Genomic DNA, 21443 nt, shown 5'->3' with positions numbered 1-21443 from the left:
TCCAGCGTAGGGCCGGGGGCGCGGCGTATCCTCATGGGGTGGATGACCTCCTGCTCTGGCTCCTCGACTTCGTGCAGTCGATCGACCCGGTCACCCGCACGCTCGTCGCCGGCCTCGCCGTGCTCCTGGAGACGAGCATCCTGATCGGGCTCATCGTCCCGGGCGACACCGTCGTGATCGTCGCCGCGGCCGGTGTCGCCAACCTCGTCGAGGGCGTCGCGCTCGGGGTCGCCGTCGTGATCGGCGCGCTCATCGGCGAGAGCATCGGCTTCGCCCTCGGCCGCTGGATCGGGCCGCACCTCCGCCGCTCCTGGATCGGGCGGCGCATCGGCGAGCACAACTGGGTTCGCGCGGAGATCTATCTCCGCCGTCGCGGCGGCTGGGCGATCTTCCTCTCCCGCTTCCTCCCGGTGCTGCACTCCCTCGTCCCGCTGACCGTCGGGATGAGCGGCTTCGGTTATCGCCGTTTCCTCGCATGGACCGCTCCCGCGTGCGTGCTGTGGGCGGCCGCGTACGTCAGCGTCACCTCTCTCGCCGCCGGCGGCTTCCGTCAGCTCGTCGACCAGGTCCACTTCGCCGGTTACGTCTTCGTCGGCGCGATCCTGCTCTTCCTGCTCCTCGTCTTCCTCGGCAAGAGGCTCCTGCACCGGATCGAGGCACGGCACCTGGAATCCCCTGAGGCGGCGGCGGACGCGGACGTGAAAGACTGAGGCAATGGCCTCAGCATCCCCGGCCCCCAGGATCCACTGGTTCGCCCGGCTCGAGCACCGCTTCCACGTGTGGCGCGAGGGTCGAGCGCGCCGTCGCGGACGCACCGCGACGATCCTGCCGTTCCCCGGGTACGGCGGACCGGGCTGGGTGCGCGTCGTCGGCCGCGTGCTCATCGTGCCCCCGCAGCGGCGGACGAGGAACGGCGAGCCGGCGAGCGTGCGGGGCTGGCGCAGCTTCGTCGGGATCCCGGTGAGCTTCGCCACCGTCAGCGTCCGGATCGGGGATGCGGTGCACGAGGTCGTCGCCGATCGCGGCGGCGTGATCGACGCCGTCGTCGACGCCGAGCTGCCACCAGGGTGGCAGACCTTCGAGATCTCCGTGGAGGGACAGGAGCCCGTCGAGGCCTCCGCGTTCATCGTCGCCGAGTCCACCCGCTTCGGCGTGCTGTCCGACGTGGACGACACCGTCATGGTGACGGCGCTCCCCCGGCCCTTCATCGCCGCGTGGAACTCCTTCGTCGTCGACGAGCACGCGCGCCTGCCCGTCCCCGGCATGGCGGTGCTCCTCGATCAGCTGCTGCGTCAGCATCCCGGCGCCCCGATGGTGTACCTCTCCACCGGCGCCTGGAACGTCGCGCCGACCCTGCGCCGCTTCCTCGGACGCCACCTGTTCCCCGCCGGCTCCATGCTCCTCACCGACTGGGGCCCCACGCACGACCGCTGGTTCCGCAGCGGCCGCGAGCACAAGCTCACCAACCTCCGCCGCCTCGCCGCCGAGTTCCCGCACGTCAAGTGGCTCCTCATCGGCGACGACGGCCAGCACGACGAGGCGATCTACTCGGAGTTCATGGACGAGCATCCGGACTCCGTCGCGGGCGTCGCGATCCGACGGCTCCTGCCCGCCGAAGCCGTCCTCGCCGGCGGCCGAGGGGGCGGGGAGCCGCACTCCGAGCACGTCGCCCCCTGGGTGAGCGCGGAGGACGGAGCCGGCCTGCGCGATCTGCTCGGCGAGGCCGGCATCCTGCACTGACGATGTCCCTCCGCAGATCAGAGTGGAGCGCCCGCGCCGAGGCGCACCGTGAACGCGCCGACGCCCTCACCGCGGAGCACCGCGCCCGCGCGGCGCGCGGGGAGAAGCATCCGGTCTGGGACTTCCTGTTCACCTACTACGGGTACAAGCCCGCTCAGCTCGCCCGCTGGCACCCCGGTGCCGGCGTCGAGCTGGAGGACGCTGCGGAGCGGCGGGCCTGGCGCTGGTACTCCCCCGGCTCGACGGCGGACGGCGTCGTCCCCGACGCCGGGCTGTACGCGCGGGAGAAGCCCGAGCTCGCCGCCCTCGTCGAGCGGATGCTGCGCCGCACGGCCTCGCGCCCCGGGCAGTTCGGCTGCTTCGGCCTGCACGAGTGGGCGATGGTCTACCGTGCGGAGGAGCACCGGCATCCGGTGCCGCTGCGGCTGGGCCAGGCGGGCACCGACGCCGTCGTGGAGAGCCACGAGCTGCGCTGCACGCACTTCGACGCCTTCCGGTTCTTCACCCCCGATGCGGTGCCCCGCAACCGCACCGCGCTCACCCGCGACGACCAGCCGCTGCTCGAGCAGCCCGGCTGCCTGCACGCCGGGATGGATCTGTACAAGTGGGCGATGAAGCTCGGCCCGCTCCTCCCCGGCGAGCTGCTGCTGGACGCGTTCGAGCTGGCCCGCGACATCCGCCTGCTCGACATGGAGGCGGCGCCGTACGACCTGGCGGACTGGGGCGTCGTCCCGGTGCCGATCGAGACGCCCGACGGCAAGGCCGAGTACGTGCGCCGGCAGCGCGGCTTCGCGGAGCGCGGCGCGGAGCTGCGGGCACGGATGCTGGACGCCTGGCTGGTCAGCTGAGCTGCAGGCGCAGCGTCATCACGCGGAGGGCGGCCTCCTCCAGCCGCTCAGCAGGCAGCGCACCCGCCTCCACCGCTGCCGCGATCCCGGCGGCGAGGCTCCCGGCCGTCTCGGCCGTCGACCCGAAGACGGTGAGCACGAGATCATTCCCCGCGGCCACCGCGGCGACGGCGTTCGCCACCGGGTCGGCGTAGGCCGAGTCGCCCGACGACGCCAGCATCCCCAGATCGTCGGTGACGGCGACGCCGTCGAACCCGAGCTCCGCCCTGGCGATGTCGTGCCACGACGCCGACAGCGACGCGGGGGCCGGATCGATCGCGGGATAGGCGAGATGCCCGAACATGAGCAGGCGCGCTCCCGCGTCGATTCCCGCGGTGAAGGGCACGGCGTCGGCCTGCCGCCACGCGTCGAGCGTGAGCGCGCTGGAGGGGATGCCGCGGTGGGAGTCGCCGGGCGCGGCGCCGTGCCCGGGGAAGTGCTTGAGCGTCGAGGCCACGAGCATCTCCTGCGCCTCGGTCGCCGCGGCCACCCGCTCGGCGGCGCCGGCCGGCTCGGTGCCGAGGGCGCGGCCGTGGATGAAGGACCCGGGGTCGGCGGAGATGTCGGCGACGGTCCCGAAGTTCACGGTGACGCCCGCGCGGACGAGGAGCTCGGCGCGCGCGGCGAAGGCTGCGGTCGTGTCGGCCGTCGGCAGGCTCTTGAGCACGTCGGCTCCGGGAAGCGTGTCGTCGTTGAGCCGTGTGACGGATCCGCCCTCCTCGTCGATCGCGATCAGCGGAGGCAGCTCCGGATCGACCGCGAGCGCCGCGGTGAGCGCCGGCAGCTCGGCGTCGGTCGCGGGGATGTTGGCCCCCATGAGGAGGAAGCCGCCGAGCCCCTGGGTCATGTAGGCGTTCAGCGCCGACGGATCCGTGCTCGCGATGTGGCCCATCACGATGCTCGCCGCCTGCTCGGAGACGCTCATGCCGCCGACGATCACGGCAGCCCGCTCCTCGACGGTCGGCGGCGCGACCGTGACAGTCGGGGTCGGGCTCGGCGAGGCGGTGACCGCGGGCTCCGGCGCGCAGCCCGCGGCGAGCGCCGCACCGAGGAGCAGCCCGGCTGCGCCCGCCCAGCGGCGGGTGCGGAGTGTTGCGCGCATCGTCACGGCCTCATCGCGGGGTCTGCGCGCTGTCGATCACGAAGGCCTGCGGATGCCCGGGCAGGTAGCGCACGACGACCTGCTCCCCCGAGGGGAGGAAGGCATCACGGTCCGGGTAGACGGCAGGCGTGAAGAAGTTGCTCTCCAGCGTGTACTCGACACCCGTCGTCGTCGTGAACGTGATCCAGTCCCCGTCCTTCGTCGCGGTCGTCGGCTGGCCGTGCTCATGGATGTACGCCCGCGTCACCGGGACGCCGGTGAGGCTGAGGATGCCGATGACGAGGTTCGCGAGCATCACGATGGCGAGCACGCGGAACACGGTGCGCACCACGGCCTGAGGGACGCGCCCGCGGGGGGCGTCTTCGGGGCGCAGAAGGCCCTCGCGCTCGCGGACCCGGCGCAGGGCGCCTCCGGGTGCGGCTCCCGATGCCGACATCGCGAACAGCCCGAACAGCGAGAACGCCGAGATGAAGACCATGGCGTACCCGTGGGAAGCGGGGAAGTTGATCAGCCAGATGAGCGTGTCGAGGGGGTTCACCGGCCCGCCTCCTTCTCGATCGTGACGGCGACGGTGTGCGGATCCTCCCTGCGGTAGTACGCCCACACGGGCGCTCCCACCTGCAGCCGCGAGATCGCCTCCGGATACACGAAGACCGTGGTGTCGGCCTCCCACGTGGAGGCGCCCTCCGGAGCCATCAGCACCTTCAGCGCGAGCTCGCTCTGCCCTTCACGCCGGCGACCCGTCGGGCGCACCTCCAGGACGGATGCCGGCACCGCAGTCCCGGTGGTGCGGGCCCGCACCTGACTCGGGTCGATGAGGCCGCGCTCGATGCGCCACTGCAGCACCGCCTCGCGGACGGCGGGATCCGTGATGTCGGCGAGCTCCACGGTGTCCTGATCTGTGAGGCTGTACCGCACCGGGACCGGGACTCCCGGCTGCAGGGCGGCGAAGTCGCTCGCATCCACCAGCATCCGCAGCTGCCCGATGAACTCGTCGCCGGATCCCGGGGTCACCCGGACGAAGATGTCGTACTGCGGCACGTCGTTGACGGTCAGACCGGTGCGGGCGATCTCCACGATCCGGCCGACGCCGGTCTTCACGTCGCCGCGGACCTTCTTGCGCCGTCCGAGGCCCGCCATGGTGCCGCCGAAGGTGAGGATGAGTCCCCACGCGACGCCGATGATGATGGGGCCGCCGAGGGTGTCCTCCCCCGCGAACGGCAGGATGGAGTGCCTCTGGTCCACACCGAACAGCCCCTCGCCGGTCCAGATGAGGAGCCAGGCCGAGAGCAGCAGCCAGATGATCAGGATGGCGATGCGGAGCATGCCCTCAGCGTAGCGACGACGCCGGTTCGGGCGCCGCTCAGCCTGCCGCCGCGGAGATGGCCGCCGCGGGCACCGGGGCTTCGTGGATCCGGGAGAGGGCGCGCTGCACGCCCTTCGCGGCCGTGCGGCCTGCGCGGTTGGCGCCGATGGTGCTCGCCGACGGCCCGTACCCCACGAGCTGGATGCGCGGATCGGCGACCGCGGTCGTCCCACGGCCGTTGCGGTCGAGCTGGATGCCGCCCGCTGCGCTGCGCAGGCGCAGGGGCGCGAGATGGCTGATCGCCGGCCGGAACCCGGTCGCCCAGAGGATCACGTCGACGCGCTCGAACGTGCCGTCCTTCCAGCGCACGCCATCCGGCTCGATGCGTTCGAACATCGGGCGCCGGGCCGCGTAGGCGCCCAGCCGCTCCGCTTCCCGCTCCTGGGGGCGCAACATGAGGCCGGTCACGCTGACGACGCTCTCCGGCGGGAGCCCAAGGGCGACGCGCTGCTCCACGAGCGCCACGGCTGCGGCCCCTGCCTCCGGGGTGAAGTCATCGGTGCGCCACACCGGCTCGCGGCGGGTGACCCAGATCGTGTCGGTGAGCGGGGCGAGGGCGCCGAGGAACTGCACGGCCGAGGCGCCGCCGCCGACCACGAGCACGCGCTTGCCGATGAAGTGCTCCGGGCCCGGGTAGTCGACGGTGTGCAGCTGCTCGCCGAGGAACGTCTCCATGCCCGGGTAGTGCGGCAGGAACGGATGCGTCCACGTCCCGGTCGCGTTCACCAGGGTGCGGGTGCGCCACTGGCGCTCACCGCCGTGGACGACGAGCACTCCCTCCTCGTCGTCCACGCGATCGACGCGCACCGGCCGGATCACCGGGAGCGCGTGCGCGCGCTCGTAGGCGGCGAAGTACTCGGGCACCGCCGCGTTGGCCCGCCGCCCGTCGCGGGGCGGAGGCGTGTCGCCCGGCAGCTCCGCGACGCCGTGGACGTCGCGCATGGTGAGCGCATCCCAGCGGTGGCGCCAGGCGCCTCCCGGTTCCTCATCGGCGTCCAGGACGACATGGCGGATGCCGAGCCTTGTCAGGTGATACGAGGCCGACAGTCCGGCCTGACCCGCGCCGATCACGATGCTGTCGAGGATGCTCACGCTGAATGGGAACGCCTCGGGCGCCCGGCTTGTTCCGGGGAGGTCAGAGGGCGATCTCGTAGTGCGTGAAGCCGGTGTGCGTCGCCACCCGGTCGTACAGGGCGCGAGCGGTCGCGTTCCCCTCCTGGGTGAGCCAGTACAGCTTGTCGCTGCCGTGCTCCGCCGCCCAGTCCCTGACGTGCGCGATGAGCGCGCGCCCCACTCCTCCGCCGCGGACGCCCGGCGCGACGAAGAGGTCCTCCAGGTAGCAGTAGTCGGTCGGACTCCACGTGCTCGCGTGCGTGAGCCAGTGGACGAGGCCGATCGCACGTCCCTCGTCGTCGCGGGCGATCGCCCCGTGCACGCCGTCGCCCTCCGTGATGCGGCGGAACGTGCGCGCCGTCACCGCCGCAGGCACCTCGGATTCGTAGAACCTCAGGTAGCCGTCCCAGAGGGCCGTCCACTCCTCGAAGTCCTCGGCCCGGATCGCGTGGATGCTCGTCATCCCGTCAGCCTAGGACGCGACGCGCCCGGGTTGCGCGGCCGAATTGGCGGTCCGCCCGGAACGTGTTGTATTCTTTTCGAGTTGCCCCGGGCTTCTACGGGGCGGCTTCTGGGCCTGTGGCGCAGCTGGTAGCGCACCTGCATGGCATGCAGGGGGTCAGGGGTTCGAGTCCCCTCAGGTCCACCAGAGAATCCCGCGAGAGATCGCGGGATTTCTTCGTTTCCGGACCGTTTCCGCCGCCGTACAGATCATCCGGAGTTCCGCGGTCTCCGCGCGAAGTGTGCGGACTCTGCCGCCTGCGCGTCGATCAGGCCGAGAACCGCGGATCGCCTCCCCCGCGCGGATGCTACGGTTCCAGGTACCCGCTGACGTCCCGTGCGGACGAGCACGACGACGCCGTCGCCCCGAAGGAGCAGAATGTCCACGTACCGTGTCCAGAATCCCGCCACCGGCGAGGTCATCGAGACCTTCGACACGGCGACCGACGCGCAGATCGAGGAGGCCCTGGCGAAGGCGCACACGGCGCACCTGGAATGGCGGGAGCGCAGCGTGCAGGAGCGTGCCGCTGTCGTCCATCGTGTCGCGGAGATCTTCGCCGAGCGTCGGGAGGAGCTCGCCGGCATCATCTCGCTCGAGATGGGCAAGTCGCACGCGGAGTCCCTCGACGAGGTCGATTTCGCGACCTCGATCATCGACTATTACGCGGCGCACGGACCGAGCCTCATCACCGATCATGAGATCCCCAGCACCATCCCGGGCAAGGCGATCATCGAGCGCCGTCCGATCGGAGCCCTCCTCGGCGTGATGCCGTGGAACTTCCCGTACTACCAGGTCGCCCGGTTCGCCGCGCCGAACCTCCTGCTGGGCAACACGATCCTGCTGAAGCACGCCGACATCTGCGCCCGGTCCTCCCTCACCGTCCAGGAGATCATGGAGCAGGCCGGCGTCCCGGTGGGCGGCTACGCGAACGTGTTCGCCTCTCACGACCAGATCGCGACCATGATCGCCGACCAGCGCGTCCAGGGCGTCTCGCTCACCGGATCGGAGCGGGCCGGTGCCATCATCGGGGAGCAGGCGGGCCGGCACCTGAAGAAATGCGTGCTCGAGCTCGGCGGCATCGACCCGATGGTCGTGCTCGACTCCGACGACGTCGCAGCGGTGGCCAAGGCGGCCTGGGACTTCCGCGTCTACAACGGCGGCCAGGTCTGCAACTCGAACAAGCGGATGATCGTGATGGACGACATCTACGACGAGTTCGTCAGCGAGCTGAAGAAGCTCGCCGACGGCCTGACGCCGGGAGACCCCGCCGGTCTGCCGGAGGGATCGTACGGGCCGCTGTCGACCCGCGCGGCCGCTGAGACCGTGCACGCCCAGGTACAGAAGGCGATCGCGGAGGGAGCGACCCTGGAGGCAGGCGGAGTGCTGTCGGACGGACCCGGCGCGTACTACTCCCCCGCCGTGCTGACCGGGGTCCCGCGGGATTCGGCCTCGTATCGCGAGGAGATCTTCGGGCCGGTCGCGACCGTGTACCGCGTGCACAGCGACGAGGAGGCGCTCGAGCTGGCGAACGACTGCGACCTGGGCCTCGGCGGTTCGGTGTTCTCCACCGACACGGCGCGTGCTGCTCGCGTCGCCTCCCGCCTCGAGGTCGGCATGACGCACGTGAACATCATCGCCGCGGAGGCGGCCGAACTGCCGTTCGGCGGCGTCAAGCGCTCCGGCTTCGGGCGCGAGATGGGCCCCGTGGGCATCGACGAGTTCGTGAACAAGCGCCTGTCCTTCATCGCGGAGTAGCCGGGGAAGCCGGCCGGCGGGCTGCCTCGCGGTGATGGCGGGCGGCGACTAGCGCGCGACGAGTCACAGGTCAACCCGCTCCTGCGCTGCCCGGCGCGGCGCTAGCGTGAGCATCCCGAACGAGAGGATGCGATCATGTCCACCCCATTTCCCCCTGTGGTCCCCTTTCCCGACGACGACGACGCGCGCGACGACGACGTCCCGACCAGGGAGGTCGACGGCGAGGAAGTCCTCGATGAGGACGTCGACGACGCCCTGATCGACAGCGCCGCGGCCGATCGCCTGGCCGCCGGCGCCGACGACATGGACGACGATGACGACGACCTCTACGACGATGACGACGACCTCCTCGACGATGAGACCGACGACGTCGGTGACGGCGAACTCGACGACGAGATCCTCGAGGACGACGACGACGAACGCTGAGGGGCCGCGCATGAGCAGGCCGTGGCGACGACTGGTGAACCCCGATCGCGCGGAGCTGATCGCGCTGCGGGAGGAGTTCGGCCTGCATCCGCTGATCGTCGACGACCTGCTCGAGGGGCGCCAGCAGCCCAAGGCCGAGAGCCTGGACAGGCACCTCTGCCTGTCGATCTGGGACGTGGATCGCAGCGGCCCCGATCCGGCGACCACCGACACGGACATCGCACTGATCCTCACCGAATCCGAGCTGATCCTCGTCCAGCGCGGCGATGAGACCGAGCTGCGGGATCTGGACGCCGTGCTGTCCGCCGCGGGGGCGCTGAAGGTCGATTCGCCGATCACCGCGGCACATCGGGTGCTCGACGCGGTCGTCCACGACTACGTGGAGCTCGGCGCGCAGGTGGAGCGCGACCTGGACGAACTGGAGGCGGAGGTCTTCGACCGCCGCGTCCACGAGGACTACCAGCACATCTACCGGCTGCGTCAGCGGATCGGCCGGATCGATCGCGCCGTCTCCGGTCTGGCCGAAGCGCTGCAGGACGCGCGCCCGCAGATCGAGGCCCTGACGGCCGGCCGGCCCGACCTGCGGCCGTACTTCTCCCATCTCGAGCTGGACGCCCGGGGCGTCGCACGGCTCGCTGCGACGGAGCACGCCTCGCTGGACGCTGTCGTGTCCAGCCACGAGAGCAATGTCGCGACGCGGCAGAACCAGGACATGCGCACCATCTCGGCGTTCGCCGCGCTGCTCGCCATCCCGACCGTGATCGCCGGCGTGTACGGCATGAACTTCAAGACCCTGCCGCCCTTCCAGTGGGAGTACGGCTGGATCATCGTCGGCGCAGGGATGCTGGTCCTCGACATCGCCACCGTCATCGCGTTCCGCCGCCGCGGATGGCTCGGGGGTGCACAGCAGAGGCGTCACGACGACGACGCGTCGTGACGCCTCCGTCCCGGCTGCGCGGAGGCCGGCCGCTCAGCCGGCGAGTTCGCGCAGGCGGCTGAGCAGCTCCTCGCTGGTGTGCACCTCCTGGTCCAGGTTCTCCTGGAGCAGCCGCGCGGCCTCGGCATCCTTCGCGCCCACCGCGAGGATGAGTGCCTGGTACGCGGAGATCTCGTAGTGCTCGTTTCCGAGCGCGGCGGAGAGCGCCACCTGGTCGTGCAGCTTCGCAGTCGACCTGGCCAGCGTGGACTTGGCCTGCTTCGAGATCCCCTTCGTGCTCGGTGACGGCGCGGTCGACTCCGGGATCTCGAGCAGTCCGAAGACGGTGCGCAGGTTCTCGATCTGCTGCTTCGTCTCATCGGCGTGGTGGCGGAACAGCTTCTTGATGTCGGCCGCGCGTGCCGCCTGCGCCAGTTCTGTCACGGCGGCGAGCGAGTCGTCCTCCATCGTCATCGCGGTGCGCAGCTGGAAGCGGAGCAGGTCCTGCGGGCTCTCGAGCGTGTTCTGAGACATCGGTGGTCCTTTCGTCGGTCAGGCCACCGTACGGAGCATCTCCGCCCTCGACGAGAGGGTTGCGCAGGACCCCTCCGAACCACTAAGTGGCCATCAGCGGCGGAAGGTGCGGGATCGCGACGGGGCGCGTGGCCCGGCTGACGCCCTGCGTCCGCTCGACGTCCTCGAGCACCTCGAACGGGGTCATGTAGCGGCTGGCGAGCGGCAGATCCCGCAGCCACACCACCTCGACCTCGGTCGGATCGAACTCGTACACGCAGGCGACGACGTGCCGCGGATCGTCAGAACCGAACTTGAGGTCGTTGATCACCCACTCCGACGGCGTGATGCGACGAAGCACGAAGCGCGGATCCGGATCTCCAGACATGTGACAGCCCTCCAAGGTCTCTCCTTCGGAGAGCATCCGCTGAACGGGCATTCCGCGGAAGACCCTTGACAGGCCGGGCCGGCTGCGTCATGCGCGCACGCGCGGCGGGAGCGGTCAGCGTCCGGGGCGGACGGTGAGATCCGTGAGGTGCGCGTCGGCGGGCAGGTCCAGGGCGGTCAGGATGGTCGCGGCGACCGACGCCGGGTCGATGTACCGGTCGGGGTCGTAGGGGCGCCCCTCCTGCTGGTGCACGCGCTCCTGCATGGGCGTCGCGGTGCGCCCGGGATAGATGGACGTCACCTTGATGCCGTGCTCGGCCTCCTCGGCCCGGAGCGCGTCGGCGAGCGCCCTGAGGCCGTGCTTGGACGCCGCATACGCCGACCAGCCTGCGTGGGCGGTGAGACCGGCCCCGGAGTTCACGAAGACGATCCGGCCGCGGGACACCCGCAGCTGCGGCAGCATCAGCCGGGTGAGCTCGGCGGGCCCGACGAGGTTGACGGCCAGCTGCCGCTCCCACAGGGCCGCGGGGAGATCGGCGACCGGACCGAGGTCGATCACTCCCGCGACATGAACGAGCGAGTCGATCCGCTCGGGCAGCCGCTGCTTCGACAGCGCCCAGGAGAGCCGCCCCGGCTGCGACAGGTCGCCGACGAGCGTCTCGGCCCCCGGCAGGGCCGCGGCGATCTCCTTCGCCCTGCCGATGTCGCGGACGAGCAGCACGACCTCGTCACCGCGGTCCAGCAGACGGCGCGCCAGGACGGCGCCGATCCCGGATCCGGCGCCGGTGATCAGATGGACGGCCATCTCAGGGACGGTCGGCTGCGTGCTCTGGCAGGTCGAACGGCACCACAGGGCAGTCCTTCCACAGGCGCTCCAGCCCGTAGTAGACGCGCTCCTCCTGGTGGAAGACGTGCACGATGAGGTCGCCGAAGTCGAGGAGCACCCAGCGGGCCTCCGCACGACCCTCGCGGCGCACGCGCTTGTGACCGGCCTCGATCAGCTTGTCCTCGACCTCGTCGGCGATCGCGGCGACATTGCGCTCGCTGTTCCCGGTGACGAGGAGGAAGATGTCCACGAGCGGCAGGGGCTCGGAGACGTTGAGGGCGACGAGATCCTCGCCGCCCTTGGAGGCGGCGGCGTCGACTGCGATCTGCAGCATCTCTTCGGCGGTTTCAGGTGACTGCATCAGAACACATTCGTTGTGAAGGCGATGACGACGGCGACGACCACCGCGAGGGCGAGACCGCCCGCCACGATCGCGAGGGTGAGCATGAGCTTGTTGCCCTTTTCGGGCGCCGGCGGACGGATGACCTCGCCCGCCGGTTTGATCGTGCTGACCGCCGAGCTGGCGGCGATCGGCGTGGGAGAGGATGCCGGGGGCAGCTCGCCGTCGATGAGCACGGCGTCCACCTCCTTGCCGTCGGCCGTGCCGTGCGCGTGCCCCTGCGAACCGATCCCCTGCGGGAGCTCATACGAGCCGGTCACCAGGATCTCGCCGGTGGAGGCGACGGGACCGGAGAGCGATCCCTCGCCCGGGGACGGGTTGAAGATCAGCGTGTTGGGCGCGAGGCTCTGCGACCCGGTGGTGTCGCCCGTCGTCAGCAGCTCGTCGAAGGACGGGGCCAGAGGCTTCTGCTGCTCGGGCGCTCCACCGAGGACGCCGCTGCCGAAGGCGGAGCTGACCGTGGGGCGGTCGTCGCCGATCACGTCGCCGCCGTCGGCCTCGTGGACGTCGGCGAGGACGTCGTCGACGTCAAGCTCGTGCTCGTCCCCCTCCTCAGGGACGACCTCGATGCCGAGGGCGGCCACGGCGTCGGCCGCGTCGTCGTGCGCCCCTTCGTCGCCGTCGCGCTCAGACGCGGCGGAGACCGGCTCGATGAGCGGGACCTCGCCCACCGTGTCGACGGAGGCCGCCGCACTCACCGGCACGACGTCGACCTGCTCGTCGGCATCGTCGTCGAGATCCGCATCCTCCGCGGGCGTGGGCGCCGGCGTCGCGAACACCGGGACGGCGGAGACGATGTCCGGGGTGGCGTCCTCGGTCGCAGCGGGCGCGGCCGGAGTCGCGGCCGAGACCTCCGGCGCATCTTCCTGCTGCTCGTCCTCGACGCCGACCACGGGCACGGACGCCGTCTTGATCCGCTCCTGCTCGCGCGCCTGGCGGCGGGTCAGCGGCGCAGACCCCAGGTCCACGTCGGCGTCGGCGACAGGGGCGGGCGGGACCTCGACGGGCTCGGCGGCACGGGGCAGCGGTGCGGCCGGAGGAGCGGATGCCGCTGCTGCGGCCTCCTCGGCCGTGATGACCGGCGTGGACCCGGTCAGCCGGATCTCCCGCAGCTGCTTTCGCGTCAGCGGGCCCTTCTCCTGCTGATCCGATGTACTCATGCCTTGCTCCGATACAGATGATGCTTCGCGATGTATTGAACGACCCCGTCGGGAACGAGATACCAGACCGGCTCGCCATCGTGCACCCGCTCACGGCAGTCCGTCGACGAGATCGACAGCGCCGGCACCTCCAGCTGGCTGACGTCGCCGGGCGGCAGTCCGTCCGTGCTCAGGACATGTCCTGGGCGGGACACCGCGACGAAGTGAGCCAGCTCCCACAACTCATCATGGTCCCTCCAACTGAGAATTTGCGCTACGGCATCCGCTCCGGTGATGAAGAACAGCTCGGCGTCGGGACGATCGCGCTTGAGGTCCCTGAGGGTGTCGATCGTGTAAGTCGGGCCCTCGCGGTCGATGTCGACGCGGCTGACCGTGAACTGCGGGTTGGATGCCGTCGCGATCACGGTCATCAGGTAGCGATGCTCGCTGGGTGAGACGCCGGACTTCTGCCAGGGGCGCCCTGTGGGGACGAAGACGACCTCGTCGAGGCCGAAGGAGTGCGCGACCTCGCTGGCGGCGACCAGGTGTCCATGATGGATCGGGTCAAACGTCCCGCCCATCACGCCGATGCGCGGGGCACGCGAGGCGGTGGCAGTCATAGGGGCCTAGTGGCCGTGTCCCGCCTCGTGGCCGTCCTTGCCGTGCTTCGCGGCCCAGGCCTCGGCCTTGGCCGAATGACGGTTGGCGACGTTCTTGTAGGACAGGGTCACCAGAGCCAGGAACGTGAACACGATCGCGGCGACGACCCCGAAGATCAGCGTGTCGAGCGCGACGTTGCCGTGGTGCTCGGTTTCGGCGGCGGCCATCGCGATCTGTGCGACGAGGTTCATCCTGACTCCGTTTCGTGACGTGCTGTTCGGGTCGTGCTCCGCCCCTCCGAGGGCACGGGCGGTACAGCGCCCCCTAGTCTAGCCCTCAGCCGCGCGTCTGCCCCGATCCACGCGCGAGCCACTTCGTGCTGGTCAGCTCGGCGAGCCCCATCGGGCCGCGGGTGTGCAGCTTCTGGGTGGAGATGCCCACTTCCGCGCCGAAGCCGAACTCGGCGCCGTCGGTGAAGCGGGTGGAGGCGTTGGCCATCACGACGGCGGAGTCGACCTCCGCGAGGAAGCGCTCCGCGTTGCGCGAGTCGGTCGTGACGATGGACTCGGTGTGGCCCGTGCTGTAGCGGCGGATGTGCTCGAGAGCCTCGTCGAGCGAGTCGACGACCTTCATCGCGATGTCGAGGCTCAAGTACTCGGTGGCCCAGTCCTCCTCGGTGGCCGGGATCACGTTCGAGACCATGCCCGCGACGATGTCGTCGCCGTGGATGGCGACCCCCTCGCTCTGCAGCGCGCTGGCCACGAGCGGGACGAGTCGCGGTGCGGCCTGGCGGTGCACCAGCACGGTCTCGACCGCGTTGCAGACGCTGGGGCGCTGGACCTTCGCGTTGACGACGATGTCGCGCGCCCAGTCGTCGGGGGCGCTCTCGTCGAGGAGGATGTGCACGTTGCCTGCGCCGGTCTCGATGACGGGGACGGTCGACTCCGTGACGACGGTCTCGATGAGACCCGCGCTCCCCCGCGGCACCAGAACGTCGATGAAGCCGCGCCCGTGCATGAGGGCCTTCGCCCCGTCGCGGCCGAAGTCGTCGACGGTCTGGATCGCCTCGGCGGTCACGCCGGCGCCTTCCAGCGCGGCGCGCATGACCTCGACGAGCACCGTGTTCGAGTCGCGGGCGGCGCTGCCCCCGCGGAGGACGACGGCGTTGCCGGAGCGCAGCGCGAGAGCGGCGATGTCCACCGTGACGTTCGGACGCGCCTCGTAGATCGCGCCGACCACGCCGAACGGGACGCGCACCTGCTCGAGGGCCACGCCGTTCGGCATCCGGTGCCCGCCGACGACCCGGCCGACCGGATCGGGCAGGGCCGCGACCTCGCGGACGGCGGAGGCGAGCGCGGCGACCCGCTTCTCGTCCAGGCGGAGCCGGTCGATCAGGGAGTCGCCGATGCCCTCTTCGCGACCCCGCTCGACGTCCCTGCCGTTGGCCTCGATGATGCGCGCGGCGTTCTGCTCGAGGGCGACGGCGATCGCCTCCAGTGCGCGGGCCTTGTCGTCGCTGGTGAGCGCGGCGGTGGCACGGGAGGCCTCCTTGGCGCGCTCGAGGCGCACCTGCGGGGTCTGGTCGGTCATCCGCCCAGTCTAGGAGAGCGCCGGTTCGAACCAGGTTCCTATTTCAGCCCCCGCGAGGGCCTTGTCGACGAGGTCGGCGCTGGTGACCAGCACCCCGATCCCGGATGCGGCGGCGAGGCGGGCCGCGGAGACCTTGGTGGCCGCTCCCCCTGTGCCCACGCTGTTCACGACGGTCGAGCCGAACTCGAGGCCGGAGAGGTCGGCGTCCGGCGCGACGACGTCGATCGGCTTCGCATCGGGATCCGTCGGCGGCTTCGTGTAGAGCGACTCGATGTCGCTGAGCAGGATCAGCGCGTCGGCCTGGATCAGCTGGGCGACGAGCGCGCCGAGGCGGTCGTTGTCACCGAAGCGGATCTCCTGCGTGGCCACCGTGTCGTTCTCGTTGACGATGGGCAGGATGCGCAGGCCCAGCAGCCGCTCCATCGCGCGTCGCGCGTTCGAGCGGGAGGTCGGGTTCTCCAGGTCGCCGGTGGTGAGCAGCACCTGTCCCGCGACGATGTCGAACGGATGCAGCGCCTCCTGGTAGCGGTACACGAGCACGTTCTGCCCGACCGCGGCCGCCGCCTGCTGCGTGGCGAGGTCCGTCGGCCGCGCGTCGAGGCGCAGGTACGGGATGCCGGTGGCGATCGCTCCGGAGGACACGAGCACCACCTCGGCACCGCGGGCGTGCGCGGCGGCCAGCGCCTCGACGAGCACCGGGATCCTCCAGGAGGACTCGCCGCTGATCGAGGAGGACCCGACCTTCACGACGATGCGCGCCGCGGTGGCGAGGTCGGCCCTGGTCCGGGCGGTCACTCCACGTCCTCGCGGGCGGTGGCGAGGCGACGGGCCTCGGCCTCGGCGCGCTCGGCGGCCTTGGCATCCATCCGCTCGTAGTACTGCTCGCGTCGCTCGGACGTCGTCCGGCGGGAGCTGGGGGCGAGACGAGGGTCGGTGCCTCGCGGCGCCGTCATCAGCTCGGCAGCGGACGTCATCGTCGGCTCCCAGTCGAAGACGATGCTGTCGCCCTCGCCGATCACGACGGTCGACCCCTGCACGGCGCCCAGGCGGAACAGCTCGTCCTCGACGCCCAGCTTCTCCAGCCGGTCAGCGAGGTAGCCGACGGCCTCTTCGTTCTGGAAGTCGGTCTGCTGCACCCAGCGCACCGGCTTCTCGCCGATGATGCGGTAGACGTTGCCGTAGGTGCCGCCCTCGACGCGGATCGTGAAGTCCTTCTTCGACCCTTTCGGGCGGATCACCACGCGCTCGCGGGGCACCTCGACGGCCGCCTCCGCACGGTGCTTCTCGACGAGCTCGCCGAGAGCGAAGGTCAGCGGACGGAGTCCCTCGTGCGAGACGGTGGAGATCTCGAAGACGCGGAAGCCGCGCGCCTCGAGGTCGGGACGCACCAGCTCGGCCAGGTCGCGCGCCTCGGGCACGTCGACCTTGTTCAGGGCGATCAGCTGGGGACGCTCGAGCAGCGGCGTCTGCCCCTCCGGAACCTCGTACGCGGCGAGCTCGGCGAGGATGACGTCGAGGTCGGAGATCGGGTCGCGCCCCGGCTCGAGCGTGGCGCAGTCGAGGACGTGCAGCAGGGCGGAGCAGCGCTCGACGTGCCGGAGGAACTCGAGGCCGAGCCCGCGCCCCTCGCTGGCGCCCTCGATGAGGCCGGGCACGTCGGCGACCGTGTAGCGGAAATCGCCCTGCTGGACGACGCCGAGGTTGGGGTGCAGCGTGGTGAACGGGTAGTCGGCGATCTTCGGCCGCGCCGCCGAGATCGCGCCGATCAGGCTCGACTTGCCGGCGGACGGGTAGCCGACCAGGGCGACGTCGGCGACGGTCTTCAGCTCGAGGACGACGTCGCCTTCGAATCCGGGGGTGCCGAGCAGCGCGAAGCCCGGCGCCTTGCGCTTGGGCGTCGCGAGTGCGGCATTGCCCAGTCCGCCCTGCCCGCCCTGGGCGACGACGAACCGCTCGCCCGGGATGATCATGTCGATGAGCACCTCGCCGGCGGGGTTCTTCACGACGGTGCCGACAGGGACCGGCAGCTCGAGCGTCTCGCCCTGGAAGCCGGCGCGGTGATCGCCCATGCCGGGGCCGCCGTTGCCGGAGGATCGATGCGGCGAGTGGTGGTACGACAGGAGCGTGCCGGTCTGCGGGTCGGCGACGAGAACGATGTCTCCGCCGTCTCCGCCGTTGCCGCCGTCAGGGCCGCCGAGCGGCTTGAACTTCTCGCGGTGCACGGAGACACAGCCGTTGCCGCCCTTGCCCGCGCGCAGGTGCAGCGTCACGGTGTCGACGAAGGTGACCATGTCTCTCCTCAAAAAAGAATTCGGGACGGGCCGAAGCCCGCCCCGAATCGGATGTCTGCTGTCGCGCTGAGATCACTCAGCAGCGGCGACGATGTTGACGACCTTGCGGCCGCCCTTCGCGCCGAACTGCACCGCACCGGCGGCCAGGGCGAACAGCGTGTCGTCGCCACCGCGGCCGACGTTCACGCCGGGGTGGAAGTGCGTGCCGCGCTGGCGGACGATGATCTCGCCGGCGAGGACCTGCTGACCGCCGAAGCGCTTGACGCCCAGTCGCTGTGCGTTGGAGTCACGACCGTTGCGGGTGGAGCTTGCGCCCTTTTTGTGTGCCATGTCCTGGTCTCCTCGGTCTTACTTGATGCCGGTGATCTTGACGCGCGTGAGCTCCTGACGGTGGCCCTGGCGCTTCTTGTAGCCGGTCTTGTTCTTGTACTTCTGGATGACGATCTTCGGGCCGCGGAGGTTGCCGAGAACCTCAGCCGTGACCTTGACCTTCGCGAGCGTGTCAGCGTCGGTGGTCACCGTGGCGCCGTCGACGAGCAGCACGGCGGGCAGCTCGATCTTCTCGCCCTGGGCAGCCTGAACACGGTCGAGCTGAACGATCGTGCCGACCTCGACCTTCTCCTGCCGCCCACCGGCGCGCACTACTGCGTAAACCACTTCATACCTGTTTCGTTGGGGAGCACGGGGCTCCGAGAATCTCACGGGAAGACTGTTGCTTGCATGCGTCGCGGGGCGACGGGTGCGAAGGCAAGACTCTCCGCTTCGGCCGTCGAGGACGACGCGGCTTACGCACCAAGGGACTACTTTACCGGATGCCGGACACTGTCGCAAAACGTGCCGGCGGGTGTGTCCGGTTCTAGGCTGGCGTCATGACCGTCCTCGTCGATGACCCGCTCTGGCCCGCCCACGGTCGCCTGTGGGCCCATCTGGTGAGCGACGAGAGCCTGGACGAGCTGCACGCCTTCGCCAGATCGCAGGACCTGCCGGCGCGCGGCTTCGACCGCGACCACTACGACGTGCCGGAGGAGATCATCCCCCGGCTCGTCGCCGCCGGCGCGCACCACGTCCCCGGCAAGGAGCTGGTGCGCCGGCTGATCGCGTCAGGACTGCGCGTCCCCGCCCGCGACCGGCGCGCCGGTCGCTGAGCTCGCCGACGCGTCCGAGTTCACGGAGATCGGCGTTCCGGTCAGCGCCGCGGTCGTGACACGGCGGCGCCCGCGCCCCTGCCCCGGAGCCTTCGGCTCGGGCAGCGCGTCGAGCACCGAGTCGAGCAGCTGCTCCGCGGGGCTCTTCGGGCCCTTGCGGTCCGAGCTGCGCTTCTTCCGCGGCTTCTTCGGGCGCTCGGTGGCGACGACGGCCTCGGGCGCAGGCGCCACGGCATCCGTCGGCCCCTCCGCGCTCGGGGAGAGCGTCGATGCGGCGATCTGCGCGAGAGCCGACTTGGCTCCTTCCGGGATGCTGTGGGTGGCCCCGGCCGCCGGAGCCGCGCTCTGGCTCTGGCCGTTGCCGCCGCGCTGACGACGGCTGGGCTGGGAGTTCCCGTTGGAGCTCGCCCGGTGCTTCACGACGGGGTCGTGGTGCACGATGACGCCGCGGCCGGCGCAGACCTCGCACGCCTCGCTGAAGGTCTCCAGCAGGCCGAGGCCGAGCTTCTTTCGCGTCATCTGCACGAGGCCGAGCGAGGTGACCTCGGCGACCTGGTGCTTCGTGCGGTCGCGGCTGAGGCACTCGATGAGGCGGCGCAGCACGAGGTCGCGGTTCGACTCGAGCACCATGTCGATGAAGTCGACGACGATGATGCCTCCGATGTCGCGCAGTCGGAGCTGGCGCACGATCTCCTCGGCCGCCTCGAGGTTGTTCTTGGTGACGGTCTCCTCGAGGTTGCCGCCGGAGCCGACGAACTTGCCGGTGTTGACGTCGACGACGGTCATCGCCTCGGTGCGGTCGATGACCAGCGAGCCGCCGGAGGGCAGCCACACCTTGCGGTCGAGGGCCTTCTCGATCTGCTCGGTGATGCGGAACGCGTCGAACGGGTCGATCTCGTCCTCGTAGGACTCGACGCGCTCGAGCAGGTCGGGCGCGACGCTCTCCAGGTAGGCGCGGATCGTGCGCTGCGCGTCCTCGCCCTGGATGAGCATCTTCGTGAAGTCCTCGTTGAAGACGTCGCGGACGATCTTCACGAGCAGATCGGGCTCGGCGTGCAGCAGCGCGGGCGCCTGCTGGCTCTCGACCTGCTTCTGGATGTGCTCCCACTGAGTGGTGAGGCGCTGCACGTCGCGCGTCAGCTGCTCCTCGGTGGCCCCCTCGGCCGCGGTGCGGACGATCACGCCGGAGGACTCGGGAAGGACTTCCTTGAGGATGCGCTTGAGGCGCGCCCGCTCGTTGTCGGGGAGCTTGCGGCTGATGCCGTTCATCGACCCGCCGGGCACGTACACGAGGTAGCGGCCGGGGAGGGAGATCTGGCTCGTCAGGCGGGCGCCCTTGTGGCCGACCGGGTCCTTGGTGACCTGCACGAGGACGCGGTCGCCCGGCTTGAGCGCGAGCTCGATGCGACGCGGCTGGTTGCCGGTCTCGACGCCGTCCCAGTCGACCTCGCCGGAGTAGAGCACGGCGTTGCGGCCACGGCCGATGTCGACGAAGGCGGCCTCCATGCTGGGCAGCACGTTCTGCACGCGCCCGAGGTACACGTTGCCGATGAGCGACGCGTCCTGGTTGCGGGCGACGTAGTGCTCGACGAGCACGCCGTCCTCGAGGACGCCGATCTGGGTGCGACCGTTCTTGGAGCGGACGACCATCATGCGGTCGACCGACTCGCGGCGGGCGAGGAATTCGGCCTCGGTGACGACGGGGCGGCGGCGGCCGGCGTCGCGGCCATCACGGCGGCGCTGCTTCTTGGCCTCGAGACGCGTCGAGCCCTTGATCGCCTTCGGCTCGGTGATGTACTCGACGACGCGCTGGCGCTGTCGCGGCTCGGAGCGCTCGTCTCCGTCGTCGGAGCCTCCACGGCGACGACGGCCACGGCGCGCGGAGCCCGGCTCGTCGAGATCGCGGGAGCCCTCCCGGTCGGCGATGCGGTCGAAGATCCGCTCGCGCCCCTGGCGGGCCGGGAGCGGAACGATCTCCGGCGCGTAGAAGTGCAGCTGCGTGGACACCTTCGAGACGAAGACCTCGGGGAGCAGGCCGAGCGACACGGCGGTCACCGGGGCCGGGGCCTCGGGAGTCGCAGGCTCCTCGACGGCGGGCTGCTCAGCGGCAGGGACCGCCTCAGCGGGGACATCCTCGGCCGGGGTCGCCTCGGCGCTCGAAGCCTCGTCAGCGGCGGGAGCTTCGTCAGCGGCGGGAGCGTCCTCGACCGGGGTCTCCTCGGCAGCCGGAGCCACATCCGCGACGGGGGCATCGTCGGCGGGGGAACCCTCTTCCGCCGCAGAAGCCTCCTCGACGGAGGCCTCCTCGGCGACCGGAGCATCCTCACCGTCCGGCGCGTCGCTCTCCGCGGGCGCCTCCTCGACGGGAGCCTCTTCGACGGGCACCTCCTCGACGGGCGCCTCATCGACGGGCGCCTCCTCCGCAGGAGCGTCCGCAGCCTCCTGCTGCTCCGAGGGGTCGGTCAGCTCCGGTGCGGCGTCAGCCGGGAAGTCGAGGGTAGGGGCGTCGTATTCATTGGTCTCATCGGCCATCTCTGGCGTACTCCTCGCGCGGGGCACCTGGTGCTCCGCGAAATCTCATGCGCCACCCGCAGGTGCCGCGAACTCACTCGGTGTGCGACCGGCTCATGGCTCTGGTCACGTGGGGCATACGGCCCCGAAGTCTGCGTCGATGCCTGCCACGACGAGGTCGTGCGATGCATCACAGGCCATTATCGCACCATGTTCGCCGGTTCGCGGCATCCG

The 21443-nt window shown here is 70.7% G+C and carries 25 protein-coding genes and 1 tRNA gene; 8 read left to right on the top strand and 18 right to left on the bottom strand.

What is annotated here, in order from left to right:
• The first annotated feature begins 38 nt into the window (after positions 1 to 38).
• From G6G98_RS00995 to G6G98_RS00985, 3 genes are read left to right on the top strand one after another with little or no spacing between them, the layout of a single operon-like run.
• Complete coding sequence (locus G6G98_RS00995) at positions 39 to 710, top strand: DedA family protein (protein ID WP_067352636.1); 672 nt, start codon at positions 39 to 41, stop codon at positions 708 to 710.
• A gap of 4 nt (positions 711 to 714) precedes the next feature.
• Positions 715 to 1740, top strand: coding sequence for an App1 family protein (locus G6G98_RS00990; RefSeq protein ID WP_164233857.1), 1026 nt, complete (start codon positions 715 to 717; stop codon positions 1738 to 1740).
• A gap of 2 nt (positions 1741 to 1742) precedes the next feature.
• On the top strand, positions 1743 to 2588 hold the full coding sequence (locus G6G98_RS00985) for a 3-methyladenine DNA glycosylase (protein ID WP_164233858.1): 846 nt from the start codon (positions 1743 to 1745) through the stop codon (positions 2586 to 2588).
• Here G6G98_RS00985 and G6G98_RS00980 read toward each other — a convergent pair.
• The 5 genes from G6G98_RS00980 to G6G98_RS00960 are packed head-to-tail and all read right to left on the bottom strand — an operon-like array spanning position 2581 to position 6671.
• The gene (locus tag G6G98_RS00980) at positions 2581 to 3729 is read right to left on the bottom strand and encodes a glycoside hydrolase family 3 N-terminal domain-containing protein (RefSeq protein WP_243841967.1); all 1149 of its coding nucleotides are present in this window, start codon (positions 3727 to 3729) and stop codon (positions 2581 to 2583) included. The genes G6G98_RS00985 and G6G98_RS00980 overlap by 8 nt on opposite strands.
• A 10-nt stretch (positions 3730 to 3739) precedes the next feature.
• Positions 3740 to 4267, bottom strand: a complete 528-nt coding sequence (locus G6G98_RS00975) for a hypothetical protein (RefSeq protein WP_067352650.1) — start codon at positions 4265 to 4267, stop codon at positions 3740 to 3742.
• Complete coding sequence (locus G6G98_RS00970) at positions 4264 to 5055, bottom strand: hypothetical protein (protein ID WP_164233859.1); 792 nt, start codon at positions 5053 to 5055, stop codon at positions 4264 to 4266. Before G6G98_RS00970 ends, G6G98_RS00975 begins: the two co-directional genes overlap by 4 nt.
• Before the next feature lie 37 nt (positions 5056 to 5092).
• On the bottom strand, positions 5093 to 6187 hold the full coding sequence (locus tag G6G98_RS00965; RefSeq protein ID WP_164233860.1) for an NAD(P)-binding domain-containing protein: 1095 nt from the start codon (positions 6185 to 6187) through the stop codon (positions 5093 to 5095).
• 43 nt (positions 6188 to 6230) lie between these two features.
• On the bottom strand, positions 6231 to 6671 hold the full coding sequence (locus tag G6G98_RS00960; protein WP_067352657.1) for a GNAT family N-acetyltransferase: 441 nt from the start codon (positions 6669 to 6671) through the stop codon (positions 6231 to 6233).
• Positions 6672 to 6781: 110 nt separating this feature from the next.
• Between G6G98_RS00960 and G6G98_RS00955 the strand changes: the two genes are divergently transcribed.
• The 4 genes from G6G98_RS00955 to G6G98_RS00940 all read left to right on the top strand — a co-directional run bounded on the left by G6G98_RS00955 (position 6782) and on the right by G6G98_RS00940 (position 9828).
• Positions 6782 to 6857 (top strand) — tRNA-Ala (locus G6G98_RS00955).
• 231 nt (positions 6858 to 7088) lie between these two features.
• Positions 7089 to 8465: an NAD-dependent succinate-semialdehyde dehydrogenase gene (locus G6G98_RS00950; RefSeq protein ID WP_164233861.1), complete on the top strand. Its 1377-nt coding sequence runs from the start codon at positions 7089 to 7091 to the stop codon at positions 8463 to 8465.
• 135 nt (positions 8466 to 8600) lie between these two features.
• The gene (locus G6G98_RS00945) at positions 8601 to 8891 is read left to right on the top strand and encodes a hypothetical protein (RefSeq protein ID WP_243841966.1); all 291 of its coding nucleotides are present in this window, start codon (positions 8601 to 8603) and stop codon (positions 8889 to 8891) included.
• Positions 8892 to 8901: 10 nt separating this feature from the next.
• Positions 8902 to 9828, top strand: a complete 927-nt coding sequence (locus tag G6G98_RS00940; protein ID WP_164233862.1) for a CorA family divalent cation transporter — start codon at positions 8902 to 8904, stop codon at positions 9826 to 9828.
• A gap of 33 nt (positions 9829 to 9861) precedes the next feature.
• On the opposite strand, the gene G6G98_RS00935 is transcribed toward G6G98_RS00940, so the two are convergent.
• The 12 genes from G6G98_RS00935 to rplU form a co-directional block, all read right to left on the bottom strand.
• The gene (locus tag G6G98_RS00935) at positions 9862 to 10341 is read right to left on the bottom strand and encodes a ferritin-like domain-containing protein (RefSeq protein WP_067352668.1); all 480 of its coding nucleotides are present in this window, start codon (positions 10339 to 10341) and stop codon (positions 9862 to 9864) included.
• Positions 10342 to 10423: 82 nt separating this feature from the next.
• Complete coding sequence (locus G6G98_RS00930; RefSeq protein ID WP_067352671.1) at positions 10424 to 10708, bottom strand: hypothetical protein; 285 nt, start codon at positions 10706 to 10708, stop codon at positions 10424 to 10426.
• Positions 10709 to 10822: 114 nt separating this feature from the next.
• Positions 10823 to 11512: an SDR family oxidoreductase gene (locus G6G98_RS00925; RefSeq protein WP_067352675.1), complete on the bottom strand. Its 690-nt coding sequence runs from the start codon at positions 11510 to 11512 to the stop codon at positions 10823 to 10825.
• A 1-nt stretch (position 11513) separates the two neighbouring features.
• A complete protein-coding gene (gene rsfS, locus G6G98_RS00920) occupies positions 11514 to 11894 on the bottom strand; it encodes a ribosome silencing factor (protein ID WP_067352679.1) in 381 nt (126 codons plus the stop codon).
• Positions 11894 to 13093, bottom strand: coding sequence for a hypothetical protein (locus G6G98_RS00915; RefSeq protein WP_164233863.1), 1200 nt, complete (start codon positions 13091 to 13093; stop codon positions 11894 to 11896). Before G6G98_RS00915 ends, rsfS begins: the two co-directional genes overlap by 1 nt.
• On the bottom strand, positions 13090 to 13692 hold the full coding sequence (gene nadD, locus G6G98_RS00910; RefSeq protein ID WP_067352685.1) for a nicotinate-nucleotide adenylyltransferase: 603 nt from the start codon (positions 13690 to 13692) through the stop codon (positions 13090 to 13092). Before nadD ends, G6G98_RS00915 begins: the two co-directional genes overlap by 4 nt.
• A gap of 6 nt (positions 13693 to 13698) precedes the next feature.
• Entirely contained in the window at positions 13699 to 13923 is a 225-nt protein-coding gene (locus G6G98_RS00905; RefSeq protein ID WP_067352688.1) for a hypothetical protein, read from the bottom strand.
• An 85-nt stretch (positions 13924 to 14008) separates the two neighbouring features.
• Positions 14009 to 15262, bottom strand: a complete 1254-nt coding sequence (locus G6G98_RS00900) for a glutamate-5-semialdehyde dehydrogenase (RefSeq protein ID WP_067352690.1) — start codon at positions 15260 to 15262, stop codon at positions 14009 to 14011.
• Positions 15263 to 15271: 9 nt separating this feature from the next.
• A complete protein-coding gene (proB, locus tag G6G98_RS00895) occupies positions 15272 to 16057 on the bottom strand; it encodes a glutamate 5-kinase (protein ID WP_067352693.1) in 786 nt (261 codons plus the stop codon).
• Positions 16054 to 17553, bottom strand: a complete 1500-nt coding sequence (gene obgE / locus G6G98_RS00890; protein ID WP_067352696.1) for a GTPase ObgE — start codon at positions 17551 to 17553, stop codon at positions 16054 to 16056. The genes proB and obgE overlap by 4 nt, the downstream gene beginning before the upstream one ends.
• A 72-nt stretch (positions 17554 to 17625) precedes the next feature.
• Complete coding sequence (gene rpmA / locus G6G98_RS00885) at positions 17626 to 17883, bottom strand: 50S ribosomal protein L27 (RefSeq protein WP_028501603.1); 258 nt, start codon at positions 17881 to 17883, stop codon at positions 17626 to 17628.
• Between the two features lie 18 nt (positions 17884 to 17901).
• Entirely contained in the window at positions 17902 to 18210 is a 309-nt protein-coding gene (gene rplU / locus G6G98_RS00880) for a 50S ribosomal protein L21 (RefSeq protein ID WP_067352700.1), read from the bottom strand.
• Between the two features lie 212 nt (positions 18211 to 18422).
• Here rplU and G6G98_RS00875 point away from each other — a divergent pair, with 212 nt between their 5' ends.
• Positions 18423 to 18698 carry a DUF4031 domain-containing protein gene (locus G6G98_RS00875; protein ID WP_067352703.1) on the top strand — a complete coding sequence of 92 codons (276 nt, stop codon included), beginning with the start codon at positions 18423 to 18425 and terminating at the stop codon, positions 18696 to 18698.
• Here the strand turns inward: G6G98_RS00875 and G6G98_RS00870 are convergent.
• The gene (locus G6G98_RS00870) at positions 18654 to 21230 is read right to left on the bottom strand and encodes an Rne/Rng family ribonuclease (protein WP_164233864.1); all 2577 of its coding nucleotides are present in this window, start codon (positions 21228 to 21230) and stop codon (positions 18654 to 18656) included. The genes G6G98_RS00875 and G6G98_RS00870 overlap by 45 nt on opposite strands.
• Positions 21231 to 21443: the final 213 nt, after the last annotated feature.

The organism is Microbacterium hydrocarbonoxydans (assembly GCF_011752045.1).
In the GTDB taxonomy this organism is placed as follows: domain Bacteria; phylum Actinomycetota; class Actinomycetes; order Actinomycetales; family Microbacteriaceae; genus Microbacterium.
Note: the sequence above shows the minus strand (reverse complement) of the source record. Positions and strands in the feature narration are given on the sequence as shown.